This window comes from Methylotenera sp. E1MeOHC1 (assembly GCF_058745595.1).
The window spans coordinates 452,801-467,227 of the sequence record NZ_CP196025.1; the positions used below are offsets into that span (position 1 = coordinate 452,801).

At 45.3% G+C, this 14,427-nt stretch carries 15 protein-coding genes; 13 read left to right on the plus strand and 2 right to left on the minus strand.

The genetic code is table 11. The features are described from left to right. Nucleotides 1-22: 22 nt before the first annotated feature. Both ACSSU7_RS02020 and ACSSU7_RS02025 read right to left on the minus strand, forming a co-directional pair. Entirely contained in the window at nt 23-640 is a 618-nt protein-coding gene (locus ACSSU7_RS02020) for a response regulator transcription factor (protein ID WP_492517081.1), read from the minus strand. Next, the gene (locus ACSSU7_RS02025) at nt 637-2,148 is read right to left on the minus strand and encodes a PAS domain-containing sensor histidine kinase (protein ID WP_492517082.1); all 1,512 of its coding nucleotides are present in this window, start codon (nt 2,146-2,148) and stop codon (nt 637-639) included. Before ACSSU7_RS02025 ends, ACSSU7_RS02020 begins: the two co-directional genes overlap by 4 nt. Before the next feature lie 254 nt (nt 2,149-2,402). Between ACSSU7_RS02025 and ACSSU7_RS02030 the strand changes: the two genes are divergently transcribed. The 13 genes from ACSSU7_RS02030 (at nt 2,403) to ACSSU7_RS02090 (ending at nt 14,418) form a co-directional block, all read left to right on the plus strand. Then, complete coding sequence (locus ACSSU7_RS02030) at nt 2,403-2,597, plus strand: Flp family type IVb pilin (protein ID WP_492517083.1); 195 nt, start codon at nt 2,403-2,405, stop codon at nt 2,595-2,597. Nucleotides 2,598-2,970: 373 nt separating this feature from the next. Continuing rightward, a complete protein-coding gene (locus tag ACSSU7_RS02035; protein WP_294838455.1) occupies nt 2,971-3,165 on the plus strand; it encodes a Flp family type IVb pilin in 195 nt (64 codons plus the stop codon). Between the two features lie 141 nt (nt 3,166-3,306). After that, nucleotides 3,307-3,876 carry an A24 family peptidase gene (locus ACSSU7_RS02040; RefSeq protein ID WP_492517084.1) on the plus strand — a complete coding sequence of 190 codons (570 nt, stop codon included), beginning with the start codon at nt 3,307-3,309 and terminating at the stop codon, nt 3,874-3,876. Nucleotides 3,877-4,046: 170 nt separating this feature from the next. After that, nucleotides 4,047-5,357 carry an ATP-binding protein gene (locus ACSSU7_RS02045; RefSeq protein ID WP_492517085.1) on the plus strand — a complete coding sequence of 437 codons (1,311 nt, stop codon included), beginning with the start codon at nt 4,047-4,049 and terminating at the stop codon, nt 5,355-5,357. A gap of 54 nt (nt 5,358-5,411) precedes the next feature. After that, a complete protein-coding gene (gene cpaB / locus ACSSU7_RS02050; protein ID WP_492517086.1) occupies nt 5,412-6,308 on the plus strand; it encodes a Flp pilus assembly protein CpaB in 897 nt (298 codons plus the stop codon). A gap of 169 nt (nt 6,309-6,477) precedes the next feature. After that, nucleotides 6,478-8,028, plus strand: a complete 1,551-nt coding sequence (locus ACSSU7_RS02055; RefSeq protein ID WP_492517087.1) for a type II and III secretion system protein family protein — start codon at nt 6,478-6,480, stop codon at nt 8,026-8,028. Between the two features lie 10 nt (nt 8,029-8,038). Further along, nucleotides 8,039-8,368 carry a hypothetical protein gene (locus ACSSU7_RS02060; protein WP_492517088.1) on the plus strand — a complete coding sequence of 110 codons (330 nt, stop codon included), beginning with the start codon at nt 8,039-8,041 and terminating at the stop codon, nt 8,366-8,368. Nucleotides 8,369-8,404: 36 nt separating this feature from the next. Continuing rightward, entirely contained in the window at nt 8,405-9,799 is a 1,395-nt protein-coding gene (locus ACSSU7_RS02065; protein WP_492517089.1) for a pilus assembly protein TadG-related protein, read from the plus strand. A gap of 2 nt (nt 9,800-9,801) precedes the next feature. Next, nucleotides 9,802-10,275, plus strand: coding sequence for a TadE/TadG family type IV pilus assembly protein (locus ACSSU7_RS02070; RefSeq protein ID WP_492517090.1), 474 nt, complete (start codon nt 9,802-9,804; stop codon nt 10,273-10,275). Between the two features lie 12 nt (nt 10,276-10,287). Next, on the plus strand, nt 10,288-10,806 hold the full coding sequence (locus tag ACSSU7_RS02075; protein ID WP_492517091.1) for a TadE/TadG family type IV pilus assembly protein: 519 nt from the start codon (nt 10,288-10,290) through the stop codon (nt 10,804-10,806). A gap of 19 nt (nt 10,807-10,825) precedes the next feature. Then, nucleotides 10,826-11,998 carry a CpaE/TadZ family protein gene (locus ACSSU7_RS02080; RefSeq protein ID WP_492517092.1) on the plus strand — a complete coding sequence of 391 codons (1,173 nt, stop codon included), beginning with the start codon at nt 10,826-10,828 and terminating at the stop codon, nt 11,996-11,998. 78 nt (nt 11,999-12,076) lie between these two features. Next, nucleotides 12,077-13,435, plus strand: a complete 1,359-nt coding sequence (locus ACSSU7_RS02085) for a TadA family conjugal transfer-associated ATPase (protein WP_492517093.1) — start codon at nt 12,077-12,079, stop codon at nt 13,433-13,435. A 14-nt stretch (nt 13,436-13,449) separates the two neighbouring features. Further along, nucleotides 13,450-14,418 (plus strand): type II secretion system F family protein, encoded by a 969-nt coding sequence (locus ACSSU7_RS02090; protein WP_492517094.1) that lies wholly within the window; start codon nt 13,450-13,452, stop codon nt 14,416-14,418. Nucleotides 14,419-14,427: the final 9 nt, after the last annotated feature.

A 14,427-nucleotide genomic window follows, 5' to 3' on the forward strand; every position in this document is an offset into this window, starting at 1 on the left:
GCCCTAGGTTAGTAACAAAGGCCTACTCTTTTAAACCACTTTTATGGGCGATGCGTGCTAAATCAAGCACATGATTTGCGCCGGTTTTATGCATGATATTAGATTTATGGATCTCCACAGTGCGGTGACTAATGCCAAGCTGACGTGCTATGTCTTTGTTGTGGTGCCCTTGAATCGCTAGTAGCATGACATCGTACTCTCGCTCGGTCAGGCTTGCTATGCATTTCACCGCTTCTTTGTAGCTAGCATTTTCTGCGAGTGTTTTTTCTGATTCCATCATGGCAGCGATGACCACGCTGATGAGTTTTTCACGGCGGACTGGCTTGGTTAAAAAGTCAATGGCGCCAGCCTTCATCGCTTTAACGCTGGTTGGAATATTGCCATGGCCTGTTAAAAAGATAATGGGTAGGGAAATATCACGCTTAGCCAGCTCAGCTTGTAGCTCTAGCCCGTCCATCTCAGGCATTCTGTAATCAATAATTGCACAGCCTGAACACTCTTGCGGGCAGGCCTCTAAAAATGCCTGAGCGCTTTCAAATGTCATCACAGGGATATTCTCTTGCGCAATCATGAGGGCTAATGAGTCACGAATTGCGGGCTCGTCATCAATAATGTAAACGGTAGGAGGAGTAGTTTTCATGATGAAAATGGGAGGGTAAAGTGAAATGTTGCACCTACTCTAACATCAGGATCTAACCAGAGCTGCCCGCCATTCGCTTCCGCCAAGGTTCGGCTAATGGCAAGCCCCATACCAATTCCTTTAGCTTTTGTGGTGAAAAATGGCTCAAAAATATGTTTGGCAACCTCATGATTTAAGCCCGGGCCAACATCCTGCACCGTGACGTGTGCCATGTTGATATTTGCATTAGTGCGTACGGTAATGCTGATTTCAGAGGATGCTATCTCTGCCTCGCGCATTGCTTCTACCGCGTTTCTTAGCAAGTTGACGAGTATCTTGAGCACTTGAGTTTTGTTACCGAGCACGAGTCTTATGTTGTTTTCTAATTGCAGCACAGGTTGGAAATCAGAGTAACCATAACTTTTTGCGACTAAGAGTGCCTCTTTGACCACATTGTTAATGTCTAACTGCTCTCGTATCATCTCGCCTTTATGCAGAAACGAAAGCAGCTCATGTAGGCTGCTACCCGCACGCTGTGCTTGTGCTACACAGCCTTCAAGTGCGCGTTTGAGACTAGCTGAGTCTATGACCTTTTGCTTCAGCGCGTGTAATGCAACTTCGCTGTAAGCCGAAATGGCAGTTAATGGCTGGTTGATTTCGTGCGCAATGGCTGATGCGGTTTGTGTCGCCACTTCTTTGGCGAACAGTGTTTCAGTTTCGGCATGTTGGTCTTGTAGTTTTTTTTCGAGTACTTTTTGCTCGGTAATGTCTCTTACTACGCCCAATAGTCTAGTAGCGTGCCCATCTCTAAAGTGGGCGCGTCCTGTGGCAGATATCCAACGCAAGTCACCGGTAGTCGGGTTAATAATGCGGTACTCCGCCTTAAACTCACCATCGCCTGTTGGGTCTATCGCATGGAGGATGGCTGATGCTCTAATCGCACTGTCCTCTGGGTGAATCGTTGGCGTTGCAGTGTTGTTGTTTTTTTCTGATTTTTGCTCGGTGTTACTTGGCTCTGTTCCCCAATATGCGATTAGCTGCTCATTTGCATCACGCATTTTAAGGTCTGCGTCAAAATCAAAAGCAACGAGTCCCGCTGCTTTTTTTGCAAGCCTTAAGCTTTCTTCACTAATCCGTAGGGCTTGCTCTACGCTTTTGCGTTTAGCTACCGTATAAAAGGTAACCAATGTATAGGGTTTTTCTTGATAGTTGATCGGGCTTAGGCCGATGTCTACCTCTAACTCTTTGCCTTCTTTTGTTAAAACAGCAAGCTCGTTACCACTACCCATCGGCCGTTTTTCTGGGTTTTGTATGAACTTTGTTCGGTGTCTGAGATGCTGGGCTTTATAGCGCTTGGGGACAAGTACTTCAACTTTGAGGCCAATAATCTCTTGTGCTGTGTAGCCCAGTAGCGAGAGTGCGGCTGTGTTGGCCTCTGTCACTTTGCCTGTGTCGCTAATGAGCAGCATAGCATCAGCTACTGCATCAAACAGCGTTTGAAAACTTAAACTTTGTAATGGATCGGCCAAGAAAAGTCCTTTAACAAGACGCATCTAACACGGCTATGTCAATGATTATAGATTAAAAACAAAAGGGTGTGTGCCTGTTAATGCCCACTAATAGACTAAGGGTTTGCTCGTATATGAGTCGCTATTTGATTGCAGTAGATTGAACACTTGGCAGCCAGGCTGGCTAAGCCACTAAATAATAAGTACTTAATAATTAAACTGAAGCAGTTGCCAATCGACGCAGCTTTGTTTTTTTGATTGAGAGGAGATTTAAAATGAAAAAGCTATATTTAGGTATGCAGCGATTTATCAACGATGAAGAAGGTGTTACTTCTATCGAGTATTCCTTGATTGCCTTACTGATTGCGCTGGTAATTATCCTGGCAGTTACAGCAGCAGGTACGCGTGTTTGTGAGACTTTCAGAGATGTTGCAACAATGTTAGGCGGTGCACCAGCAGCTTGCCCTTAGTAGAGAGAGCCGCGGGCGAAGCTGTGTTGGCGTGGGTATGTTGGTATAGACGGGTTGATTCTTGTGTGCATGAGTTTTTCATGTTCATCCTGCATTTAAAGGGGAGTTGCGTGATTAAAAATATGAACAAGCTTATGAGCCAGCTAAAGAAATGGAAGGGTTTTTAATTTAAACACCCTCTAAAAGACTAAGGGTTCGCTCGTATATTAGTCGTTAATCAATTGCAGTAGATTACGCATATCGGCAAATGAATCAAGCTGATAAAAGAATAATAAGCACTAGGGAATTTACCCTTAAAGTGAAAAAGCACAAGAGAGCAGTAAGCGATTGGTAGTTTTGTATGACGTGTTTTTCAATAAAAAGGAGTTTTAAAATGAAAAAGCTATATTTAGGTGTACAGCGTTTTATTAACGATGAAGAAGGCGTTACTGCTATTGAGTATGCATTGATTGCGGCATTGATTGCAGTCGTGATTATCGCTGCAGTAACAACAACAGGTACCCGTGTGTGCGAAACCTTCAGGTCTGTTGCAACTGCCCTCGGTGGTGCTCCTGCTGCTTGTCCTTAGTGGGTAACAGTATAGGGAGGCAATTGTGGTCTTGAGGTGTTGTCCGGTCTGTACAAGGGTGATATCAGGCATTAATCAAGACCACGGTTGCTAACCATTGTAGTCAGTTTGCAAGGTTTATTGAGTAAAAGAGAGATAAAAATGACACCGAAGCTGATGGGATTGTTAGCGTTAGTGCCCATGTTGGTGCTGATGTTATTGGCGGCAAAGCAGGATATTAGCAGCCATCGCATCTCAAACAAATTGGTGTTTGCAGGCATGTTTTTCGGTGTGGTTTTAAACGGAATTTTACCTGAAGGCTGGGGCTTTAATTCGCAGATTCCAGGTGCTTTGGGTTGGTTGGCGGCATTAAAAGGGGTGGCGGTAGGGATGGGTTTGTTTCTACCACTCTACTGGTTACGTGCGATGGGTGCCGGTGACGTGAAGTTGATGGGGATGGTTGGCGCTTTTTTGGGTCCCAATGATGTTTTAGGTGCTGTGTTAGCCACATTGGTTACAGGTGGTGTGATGGCGATATTGGTGGTGATGTGGTCAAAACAGCTAAGGCCTATGTTGCAAAACATTAAACTGATTTTTTACGGAAGTGCCGTTAAGTTGAGTACAGGGCAGGCACCATTGATGAATGATTTACCAGTTTCAGTAGGAAAGTTGCCTTATGCAGTGGCGATTAGTTTAGGCACCTTTGCTTACTTGATTTGGCAGCGCTTGTAGTCATGATGGTTGGTGTTCATGAGTATAAGTTCATGGAGAGTGGATAAGCGCTATTAAGTATCTGAGTTTACGTATTGGTTAAGTGGGGTGTAACCCCAAAAGAATAAAGATAATACAAAAATAAACAAATAAAACTAACCGAAAAAGTGAATGAAATCATGACAATAGGCATGACAGAATATAAGAGGGAAGCGCATGAGGAGCGCCGTCAGACACTGGTTCCCATGCAGCCTAGTACTATTGACGAAACGGGTCTAGGCTTTCAGTTCATTGTAGAGCTATTAACAAAAGCACTATTCTTACGTGGCCAGATGCGATTGATGGATCTGGTTTATTACGCAAAACTTCCAGTTGCAGTACTTGAGCCATTGCTCGCCTTTATGCGCACAGAGCGCATGTGTGAGGCCGTGCGTAGCAGTGAGGCTGAAACTGCGATTGCCTACAACCTAACGGAGTTAGGTAGATTACGGGCAGAAGATTATTTACGTAAAAATCAATATGTAGGTGCAGCTCCCGTCAGTTTGTTGGCCTATATCAAGCAAGTGCGTCAACAGTCTATTGTCAATATGCAAGTGACTCGGCCGAATCTATTAAGAATTTTTGATGGCTTAGTCATTAAAGAAGGATTACTCAAACAGTTTGGCGCAGCCATGAACTCCGGCCGGGCAATCTTTGTATACGGGCCCGCTGGCAGCGGTAAAACATTTATCGCAGAGCATCTAGCCAAATTGTTATCAGGTGACGTAGCAATACCGCATGCCATTGTCGTGGATAACGAGGTAATACAGGTATTCGATCCGCTCACCCATCGCCCGTCTGTGCCAGCCGATGAAGTTGGTGGGCTGGGGTTAGATCGTCGTGTGATGTCTGATCAGCGTTGGGTGACATGTCACCGTCCCGTGATTAAAACAGGCGGTGAATTGACGCTATCCATGCTGGATTTAGATTTTGATGAGAGCGCTCGCTTTTATCAGGCACCGCCACAAGTGAAGGCTAATAATGGGTTGCTGATTATTGACGACTTGGGACGCCAGTTGACACCTGCTGTCGATATTATGAATCGCTGGATTGTGCCGCTAGACCGCCATGTGGATTACTTAGCGTTACATACCGGAAAAAAATTCATGTTGCCATTTGATGTGATTGTGGTGTTCTCCACTAACTTAGCCCCTAGCAAGCTCACCGATGAAGCGTTTTTGCGCCGGCTTGGCTACAAAATTTATGTTGGACCATTAAGCGAGGACGAATATCGCGTAATTGCGCAACAGGTTTGCGAGGAAACTAATATTCCTTTCAGTGAAGAGGGGTTTAATTATCTGTTGCATGAACATCACTACAAGACAGGCAGGCCACTATTTGCCTGTATTCCTAGAGACATATTGGAGCAGCTTAGAGATATTGCACGATATGAAGGTAAACCAGCAGTGATGAGTAGAGAGTTGCTGGATTGGGCCTGGAACAACTATTTTGCCCACGATTAATGTATGAATGCGTCACGATATGTTGATGAGAACAGAAAATAAAGGGGATGACAGATGAAAAATCCAAGAGCATTTTTGATGATTGTGGTTTCAGTCGGCATAGGGTTAGGCGCTGTAGTGTTAGCCTCACGCTGGATCTCTCAACAAGCTGCTACGGTAGCTTCTAGCAAAGTGGTTGTGGCTGCCATAAATATTGATTTAGGCACACCGCTTACACCGCAAATGCTTAAGTTGGCAGATTGGCCAAGAGGCAGCGTACCCCTTGGTGCGGCTGATGATATTAAAACTTTAGATGCGAGGGTAGTAAAAACCAGCTTATTACAAGGCGAGCCTGTGCTGGAGTCTAAATTGGCTCCACTTGGTGCAACCGGTGGTTTGTCTGCGGTGATTGCTGAGGGAAACCGTGCAATGACCGTCAGAGTGAATGATGTGGTGGGTGTGGCAGGCTTTGCATTGCCTGGTAACTATGTAGACATTGTAGTGAATACTGAAGATGAAAGCGTGAGAGCTGAAAACGTGAACAAGAGCATTTCAAAAATTGTACTTGAGCACATTATGGTATTGGCTGTAGCGCAAGAGCAAAACCGAGATGAAACAAAACCAAAAGTGGTGAATGCAGTAACCCTTGAGGTAACGCCAGCACAAGCTGAGAAATTAGATTTGGCACGTAGTGTTGGTACTTTGTCACTGGTTTTGCGTAATCAGACTGATAAGAACGTGGTGACTACAGAGGGATCAACCAAGAAAAACTTGCTTAATCGTGTAGATGAACCACCCGCTCCACTCATGGCGGCAGCGGCAGAACAGCCTGTTGTTAAAACTCCAGTTAAACATGTAGTGAAAAAATCTGCAGTACGTAAACCTGTAATGCAGAAACAAAGCTATGAGCAGGTTGAGGTGGTGCGTGGCGCGACCAAAACCGTTGAGGAGTTTAAACCATCGGTTCAGTAAAACTGTGAATGTAGTCAGTGTAAGTAATGAAACATCTATGAATGGAAGCGCTTAGTTTCAAAACACAGTGAGATCGAGAAAGTGGTGATGAGTTAAGTCAATACTTAAGCAAAACCTAGCTCGTATCGAAATTTGAAAGAGAAACGGCATATTGTCAGGGAGAAATGAGATGAACAAGCACAAGATCAAACGTGATCAGTTTTTACACAGCCAATTAAGGTTCTGTGTCAGTAATCTTCTGGCTGCTATGCTAGGCATGACGCTACTTTCAATAGCACCGCTACATGCAGCCGAGCCTCAAGCAACTATGCAGAATATCTTGGTAGCTGCGGTAACGCCTAAAAAGGTAGCTAGACTTACGCCATCCTCTACGGAGATTGTGCCTAGCGTTGAGCTGTCTTTAGGGCAATCGCACTTGGTGAGGTTACCTGCAGGGGTGAACTTGCAACGTGTGAAGGTAGATGATGACAAAATTGTACAGGTAGACGTCACCAGTCCTCGAGAGGTGGTACTGCACGCCAAAGCCATAGGCTCAACCATGGTGATTATCTTGGATAAGTCTGGTCAGTCTGCAGTAATGGATGTAAGGGTGGTTGCCGTGACCACAGCGATGGATGCCTCATCCTTACAATCAAAATTGCAGCAAATCATGCCTAATGAAAAAGGCATTAAAGTAAGCACTGCGGCTGAGTCTCTGGTACTGAGCGGCACGGTAAGTGATGCGGTGAAAGCAGATAAAGCCATGGCGCTGGCAGAGGCATATGGCGGCAAAGATAAAGAGAAAAAAGTCATTAATATGCTACAGATAGCAGCGCCACAACAGGTGATGCTTGAAGTGAAAATGGCTGAAGTGTCAAAAAGCTTGGTAGATAAATTAGGCGCATCATTTGGAGCTTCTCGTGTGAATGGTGGTGTGGCCTATGCGATTGCCTCAGGGTTTTTAAGCCTTACTGGTGCTGATCCATTATCTCCCGGTGGTTTGTTGACCATTACGAAGGGCAATACTGCAATTAAAATTGACGCTGAAAATAAAGATGGTGTCGTCAAGATTTTAGCTGAGCCTAATATTATTGCTATTAGTGGTCAAGAAGGCAGCTTTTTGGCAGGCGGTAAAATCTTTATCCCTGTACCGCAAAACAATACAGGCGGCGGTGCTTCTGTACTTACCTTGGAGGAGCGTGATTTTGGTGTTGGCCTTAAATTTACACCAACCGTGCTTGAAGAAGGGATGATTAACCTAAGGGTAGCACCAGAGGTTTCAGAGCTTACACAAGGTGGTACTACAGTGGGCGGTAGTGTATTCCCGTCATTTACTGTAAGACGTGTATCTACCACGGTGCAACTCCGTGATGGGCAAAGCTTTGCCATTGCCGGTTTAATTAAAAATAACGTGACTGAAAGTGTGAGACGCTTCCCTATTTTGGGTGATATTCCAATTATTGGGGCATTGTTCCGCAGTAGTTCTTTCCAAGAAGATAAAACTGAGCTGTTGTTCGTAGTGACACCGCGCTTGGTTAAACCACTACCACCTAACTTTGCGTTACCTACTGATAACTTTACCCCACCAAGCAAAGCAGAGTTCTTCTTGAACGGTAAGTTAGAAGGTAAACCAGCTGAGCCAGCAGCAGAAGACAGCCCAGCACAAAGTGCCCCTGCACCTCAGCCTAATACGGCAGCGCCAGAGCAAAGTGGTGCTAAAGATGGCTTTGAAATGAAATAAGGAGATAGTCATGCACACCTCAACATTGAAATACATTCTATCTGCCTTGATCGCATCTGCCACGATGGTGGGTTGCGCCACCAGTAAAACGCCAGTACTGGATGAGCATTTTGGTGAGGCGGTAAATGCGGCGAAAGCGCAGCAGACAATCAACCCAGATGCGTCAATGACTAATGAAGCTGTCTATGGCATAGACGGTGCGGCTGCAGATGCAGCGGTAGATAGGTACCATAAATCCTTTACGCAGCCACCTGCTACCACCAACGTATTTAATATTGGGGTTGGTAACACTGGTGGTGGTGCTGGAAGTGGTAGTACAAGTAGTAGTGGGACAAGGTAAGGCTTTGACGCCCACTGGGCAGCGAAGGAGAGCCACATGAGCAAGCATATAAAATGTAATCCGCATGGCATGCAACGCCAGCGAGGTGCAGTAGCGTTAATCGTTGCAATCTGCTTAGTGTTGCTCGTAGGGATGCTGGGTTTGGTGTTAGATCTAGGTCACCTTTATGTGACTAGAACCGAACTACAAAACGCAGCAGATTCTTCTTCGCTCAGTGGTGCTAGAGAGCTTAACGGAAGAGTAACCGGCATTAATAACGCGATTACCAGAGCGATTGAAGCGGCAGGCAAGAATAAATTCAACCTGAATAGTACGGCGGTAACTGTTAATGCCAGCAATATGTGGGTAGGTAGCTGCCCAGCTGATGGCTGTATGGTGCCGATTAGCTCGGTTACCACTGATGCCTTAGCTGGAGATAAGACTTTTTTAAAAGTAGATACAGGTTTACGTACCATCAACACTTGGTTTATTCAGGTGTTACCGGGGGTAGCAAGTACTGCACAGACCTTTGGTATGGCAGTTGCTGGCAAATATGCCGTTGATATTACGCCAATTGCTATCTGTCAATTGCCAGACCCAGGCACAACGAATGAGCTTGGGTACGAGCGTGGTGTGTCATATAAAGTGAGCGAAGCTAACCCCATTGGACCGGGTACGATGTATTGGATTGACCCTGAATCCAATGTGCCGGGTGTTTGCACTGTGACGAATACGAATGCGACTAGGCCTTATGTGTGCACTGGTAAAACTGGTTTTACTCCTATTATCGGCGGTAACGTTAACACCAACACTGGGATATCTACCCCGCAATTATCTGCATTGGACTCTCGGTTTGGTGACTACACACCACAAAATCAGTGTGACCCAGCAACTGCACCACCCGATACCAATGTGAAAGAGTATCGCTATAACAATGGCGGTGTTGGAGCACCTAGGGATTGGATGGGAACAGACCCTAATAAGCAAACTATTCAGTTTGTTCAAAGGGCTAACGTTAACAACCTTTGCGGACCACCAAGCCGCCCTTGTATGTCTAAGCCATATGGTTTAAGAACAGCAACAGATTACGGCGTGTTGTGGGCTGGTTTCCGCAGAAGTGGTGCGGTTGTTTCAGATTGGCCAACCTTATATCAGGGAAATACGGCAACCTCTTACCCAGAACCATCACCTTATGCACAAGGGAGTGGAAACTTCTTTACAGCGCCACCAGTGGCTTATCGGCCTGGTAAGCCTGGGCGCAGAGTGCTTAATATGGTGATTGTTAATTGCACAACAGCAGGTGGTGTTTGCCGGCCAGCGACAGTGGTTGGTGTAGGTCGGTTTTTGATGCAGAGGAGATCTGACGTTGCAGGTGACCGTGATGTTTTTGTAGAGTTTGGCGGTTTGTTGCCAACTCCTTTACCAACGAGTGATATTAAGCTTTACCGATAATCATGAAAATCACACAACTAAAATTTAACAGTAGATTAGGGCTAGCAAGGCAGCAAGGCGCTGCAGCTATTGAGTTTGCCCTGCTATTGGTGCTATTACTGATGTTTGTGGCAGGGATTGTGGAGTTTGGCCGAGCTTTTTGGTACTACGATGCCTTAACCAAAGCCACTCGTGATGGTGCTAGATATCTTTCTAACACTAGAGTCAGTGCTTTGGTGGCGCTTGATACCGCAACACAAGATCAGGCAAAAACGATGGTTGTTAATGCAGCAACGTTCGCACAAGTGCCCAGTTTTACATCAGCAGACGTGACAGTGACCTGTGAGCCAAATTGTGACACGCCAGTTTATGTCATTGTTGCGATTAATGCGTACCCCATTACGATTGGTGGGTTGATTCCAATCTTCCTGCCAGTAGGGTCAACGACCTGGGCTACTACGCTATCGCCTTCTACTGCTATGCGGTATATGCATTGAAGGGAATTGATAATGCTTAACATGATGAAAAATTACAGCAGGCGACAACGGCAGCAAGGTGCTGCGGCGGTTGAGTTTGCGATTATTGCCTTACTGTTATTCACTTTACTGTTTGGCATTTTAGAGTTTGGGCGTTTGTTTTATGTTTATAACACTGTGCAGGAAGTGACGCGTCATGCAGCACGTGAGGCTGTGGTTAGATGGGTTGATAACTCCAACACTAGTCCGGCAAAAATATTGGCCCTGTTTGGAGGGGCCTCTGTGCCAGCTGGTGCTGAAATTACAGCAGCTAATATTGATATTCAATACTTGACGGCCAGTGGTGCCGTGCCTAGCCCGTTTCCATTAAGTGCATCAGACAATATTGCAGCTTGTTTAACTGGACCCACAGGCTGTATTGCATTTGTGCAGGTTTCTATCATTGGCGCAAATTATACGCCAATGGTTGGGTTGTTTCCGTTCCTGAATTTGCCGATTCCGGCCTCTACAGTAACGATGCCAGCGGAAAGTTTAGGTTACACCGGTTCATAAATAGAATGGCGGCAAAAAAATGAAAATAATAGTGATTTCGCCTAACAAGGTGTTGAGAGAAGAAGTTCTACTTAGTATTAAGGGGGTAGAAGCGTCTAAACACGCCTTAGTGTTTGGGGATGGATTTAGTAGCTTGGCGCAAATGGTAGAGGCTGAGCACCCAGATTTGATGATTATTGATAGCGTGTGTATAGAGAACGGTAATCTCAGTATTTTAGAGGGGATCAGTCTGCGCGCTCACCATATATCAAGCATTCTGCTATCGCAAAACTCATCATCAGAGTTCTTAATGTCGGCAATGCGCAGCGGCGTGAAAGATGTGTTGAGTTTGCCATTGCAGGCGAGTGATTTGCAAGCGGCAGTGGGTCGCGTTGAGCTTAAGCTGAGGCAATCTGCACCAAAAAGCAAAAAAGGTAAGGTCATTGCATTTGTGGGGAGTAAAGGCGGCAGTGGCGCTACGTTTCTGGCATGTAATCTTGCTTATATATTGGCCGAAAGCAGCAATGCTAAGGTGGCATTGTTAGATTTAAACCTGCAGTTTGGTGATGCTGTTCTGTTTGTGAATGACCATGTTCCATCCAATACACTCGCCGACGTAGCCAAGAATATCAGGCGGTTAGATGCTTCTTTGCTTAAATCTTCTATGGTACATATTTTGCCAAACTTTAGTGTGTTGGCTGCACCAGAAGATGCTGAATCAGCACAGGATGTTAAGCCAGAGCATATTGATGCGCTACTTAAACTGACAACATCAGAATATGAATTTGTGGTGTTGGATATTGGCAGAACACTTAATTCCACTGGGGTTAAAGCGCTAGATCATGCAGATTTGATCTTTATTGTGCTGCAAGAAACATTGCCTTTTATACGAGATTCAAAACGGTTGTTACATGCTTTTCATTCGCTGGGTTACGCAAAAGAAAAAATTAATATCATGCTTAATCGGCATGAGAAAGGTGGGGATATCCGATTAGTTGATGTAGAAGCCGCGCTAGGTGTGAAAGTCTATAAAACCATACCAAATAGCTACCTAGCAGTCTCTGCATCCGTTAATCAGGGTGTGCCTATCGTAAAAATTGCTAAGCATGATGCGGTGACTAAAGCCTTACAGGAAGTTGCAGAAAGCTTGGTAGAAGGCTCTAAAGCCAAAAAATCTGGCTGGCTAGATAACTTTCTACATCATGCATCATAGCTTTGAATGTGGCTGCGGCATGCACGATTGACTAGATGTTGATAAGAATAAATGCTGAATTGAGGAAGGAATTTAATTATGTCATTACGTGATCGATTAGAAGATGTAAAAAAAGATGCGGTGCTTGACCCGCATGGCAACCAAACTAATGGTTTGATGGGTAATAAGGTGTATCAGGAGTTAAGGTCACGTATTCACCGTAAGCTGCTAGATCGCGTAGACCTTTCCATGATGGAGAACATGCCGCCCGAGCTACTAACGGCAGAGTTAAAAACGCTAGTGGAGCGCTTGCTTACAGAGGAGGATGTGGCAATTAATGATATTGAACGCATGAATCTTGTGCGTGATATTCAACATGAGGTATTAGGGTTGGGGCCATTGGAAATTCTGATGGCAGACCCAACAGTCTCAGATATTTTGGTTAATACCTATAACCAGATTTACATTGAGCGTAAAGGTAAGTTAGAGCTAAGTGATGTGCGTTTTGAAAGTGAAGCGCATTTGCTGAAGATTATTGATAAAATTGTTTCAGGCGTGGGGCGGCGGGTGGATGAATCTAGCCCGATGGTGGATGCACGCTTACCAGACGGTTCTCGTGTGAATGCGATTATTCCGCCTTTGGCTGTCGATGGCGCAATTTTATCCATTCGCCGTTTTGCTATCACACCATTGCTGATGAAAGACCTTTTGCAGTATAAAAGCTTAACGCCAGAAATGGCGGAGGTGCTTGAAGGTTTAGTCAAAGCAAAAGTGAATATCTTGATATCTGGTGGTACCGGCACTGGTAAAACAACATTGCTTAATGTGCTCTCTGGTTTTATTCCAGAAAGCGAGCGCATTATTACCATTGAAGATGCAGCCGAGCTGCAATTACAACAGCCTCATGTTGTACGCCTAGAGATACGTCCTCCCAATATTGAAGGTAAAGGCGAGGTGACACCACGCATGCTGGTGAGAAACAGTTTGCGGATGCGTCCTGACCGTATCATTGTCGGTGAGGTGCGTGGTCCTGAGGTGGTTGATATGTTGCAGGCCATGAACACCGGCCATGAAGGATCAATGGCGACCGTGCACGCCAACACGCCGCGCGATGCCTTAACTCGCCTAGAAAATATGATGGGTATGGCCGGTTTTAATCTGCCAACCAAGGCAATGCGTGAGCAAATTAGCTCTGCACTGACTGCCATTGTTCATATTACTCGTTTAAGTGATGGTCAGCGTAAAGTGACCAACATCAAAGAAATTACCGGCATGGAAAGTGAAGTGATCACCATGCAGGACATTTTTGTTTACGAGCAAACCGGCGTGTCTGAAAAAGGGGTGGTACAGGGGCACCTCAAGGCAACCGGTATCCGGCCAAAATTTATCGAGCGTCTGCGGGTGCATGGTGTACAAATATCAGATAGCTTGTTTGATCCAACAAAACTGTATGAGTAGGAGAGGAGCTTAATATGGACTATCTCTACTATCTATTTGCGATATTAGCGTTTTTGGCGGTAGTGCTATTTTTAGAAGGCGCGTACATGGCTTGGAACGCTTACAAGGGGCCGGAAGCAAAGCGCATTGGAAGACGACTGGAGGCGATGGCACTTGGTAAGGAGCATGAAAGCAGCTTAGTTAAGCAACGCATGCTTGCTGAGTCGCCTGGCATTGCCAGTCTTTTGCAGAAATTTCCTAGGGTTAATCAGATAGACAAAGTGCTTTTACAATCTGGGCTAAATTATAGTGTGGCAAGGTTTTTAGGTATTTGCTTGCTACTAGCGGCAGCAGGGTTTGCAGTAGCGCTGTTTTTTGGAGCAAACTTAACCGTGGCACTCATTATTGCAGCTGTCTTTGCATGCTTGCCACTTATTTATGTGTTGAGTGCTAAGCAAAAGCGCATTACGACGATTGAACAGCAATTACCAAGCGCACTTGATTTAATGGGGCGGGCGATGGTGGCCGGTCATGCTTTCCCTAGCGCATTGCAGATGGTTGGCACTGAAATGCCTGATCCGATTGCTTCTGAGTTCCGCATTGTGTTTGATGAAATTAATTACGGCATTCCAACATCAGAGGCCTTGATGAACTTAGTCCGGCGTGTGCCAAGTACCGATGTCAGTTATTTTGTGATTGCGGTGCTGATACAGCGTGAAACTGGCGGTAATTTAGCTGAGCTCTTGGGGAATATCAGTGATTTGATTCGAGCTCGTTTGAAATTGCTAGGGTCTGTACGTGTTTTATCTGCGGAGGGGCGTTTATCTGCTTGGATTCTAACATTGCTACCATTTGCGTTGGGTGCTGTACTGCAGTTGGTCAATCCTAAGTTTTTGAGCGTGCTGTGGACAGATCCCAATGGTCTGAAAATGGTGATAATGGCACTGATATTGATGGTTCTTGGTATTTTTGTGATGTGGCGGATTATCAAAATTAGGGTCTGATACATATTA

What these genes read in the sequence shown, in the direction of transcription:
- ACSSU7_RS02030 (WP_492517083.1), top strand. Translation starts at nt 2,403, where the DNA reads ATGAAAAAGCTATATTTAGGTATGCAGCGATTTATCAACGATGAAGAA.
- ACSSU7_RS02075 (WP_492517091.1), top strand. Translation starts at nt 10,288, where the DNA reads ATGCTTAACATGATGAAAAATTACAGCAGGCGACAACGGCAGCAAGGT.
- ACSSU7_RS02080 (WP_492517092.1), top strand. Translation starts at nt 10,826, where the DNA reads ATGAAAATAATAGTGATTTCGCCTAACAAGGTGTTGAGAGAAGAAGTT.
- ACSSU7_RS02065 (WP_492517089.1), top strand. Translation starts at nt 8,405, where the DNA reads ATGAGCAAGCATATAAAATGTAATCCGCATGGCATGCAACGCCAGCGA.
- ACSSU7_RS02020 (WP_492517081.1), bottom strand. Translation starts at nt 640, where the DNA reads ATGAAAACTACTCCTCCTACCGTTTACATTATTGATGACGAGCCCGCA.
- cpaB (WP_492517086.1), top strand. Translation starts at nt 5,412, where the DNA reads ATGAAAAATCCAAGAGCATTTTTGATGATTGTGGTTTCAGTCGGCATA.
- ACSSU7_RS02070 (WP_492517090.1), top strand. Translation starts at nt 9,802, where the DNA reads ATGAAAATCACACAACTAAAATTTAACAGTAGATTAGGGCTAGCAAGG.
- ACSSU7_RS02085 (WP_492517093.1), top strand. Translation starts at nt 12,077, where the DNA reads ATGTCATTACGTGATCGATTAGAAGATGTAAAAAAAGATGCGGTGCTT.
- ACSSU7_RS02060 (WP_492517088.1), top strand. Translation starts at nt 8,039, where the DNA reads ATGCACACCTCAACATTGAAATACATTCTATCTGCCTTGATCGCATCT.
- ACSSU7_RS02045 (WP_492517085.1), top strand. Translation starts at nt 4,047, where the DNA reads ATGACAGAATATAAGAGGGAAGCGCATGAGGAGCGCCGTCAGACACTG.
- ACSSU7_RS02035 (WP_294838455.1), top strand. Translation starts at nt 2,971, where the DNA reads ATGAAAAAGCTATATTTAGGTGTACAGCGTTTTATTAACGATGAAGAA.
- ACSSU7_RS02090 (WP_492517094.1), top strand. Translation starts at nt 13,450, where the DNA reads ATGGACTATCTCTACTATCTATTTGCGATATTAGCGTTTTTGGCGGTA.
- ACSSU7_RS02040 (WP_492517084.1), top strand. Translation starts at nt 3,307, where the DNA reads ATGACACCGAAGCTGATGGGATTGTTAGCGTTAGTGCCCATGTTGGTG.
- ACSSU7_RS02055 (WP_492517087.1), top strand. Translation starts at nt 6,478, where the DNA reads ATGAACAAGCACAAGATCAAACGTGATCAGTTTTTACACAGCCAATTA.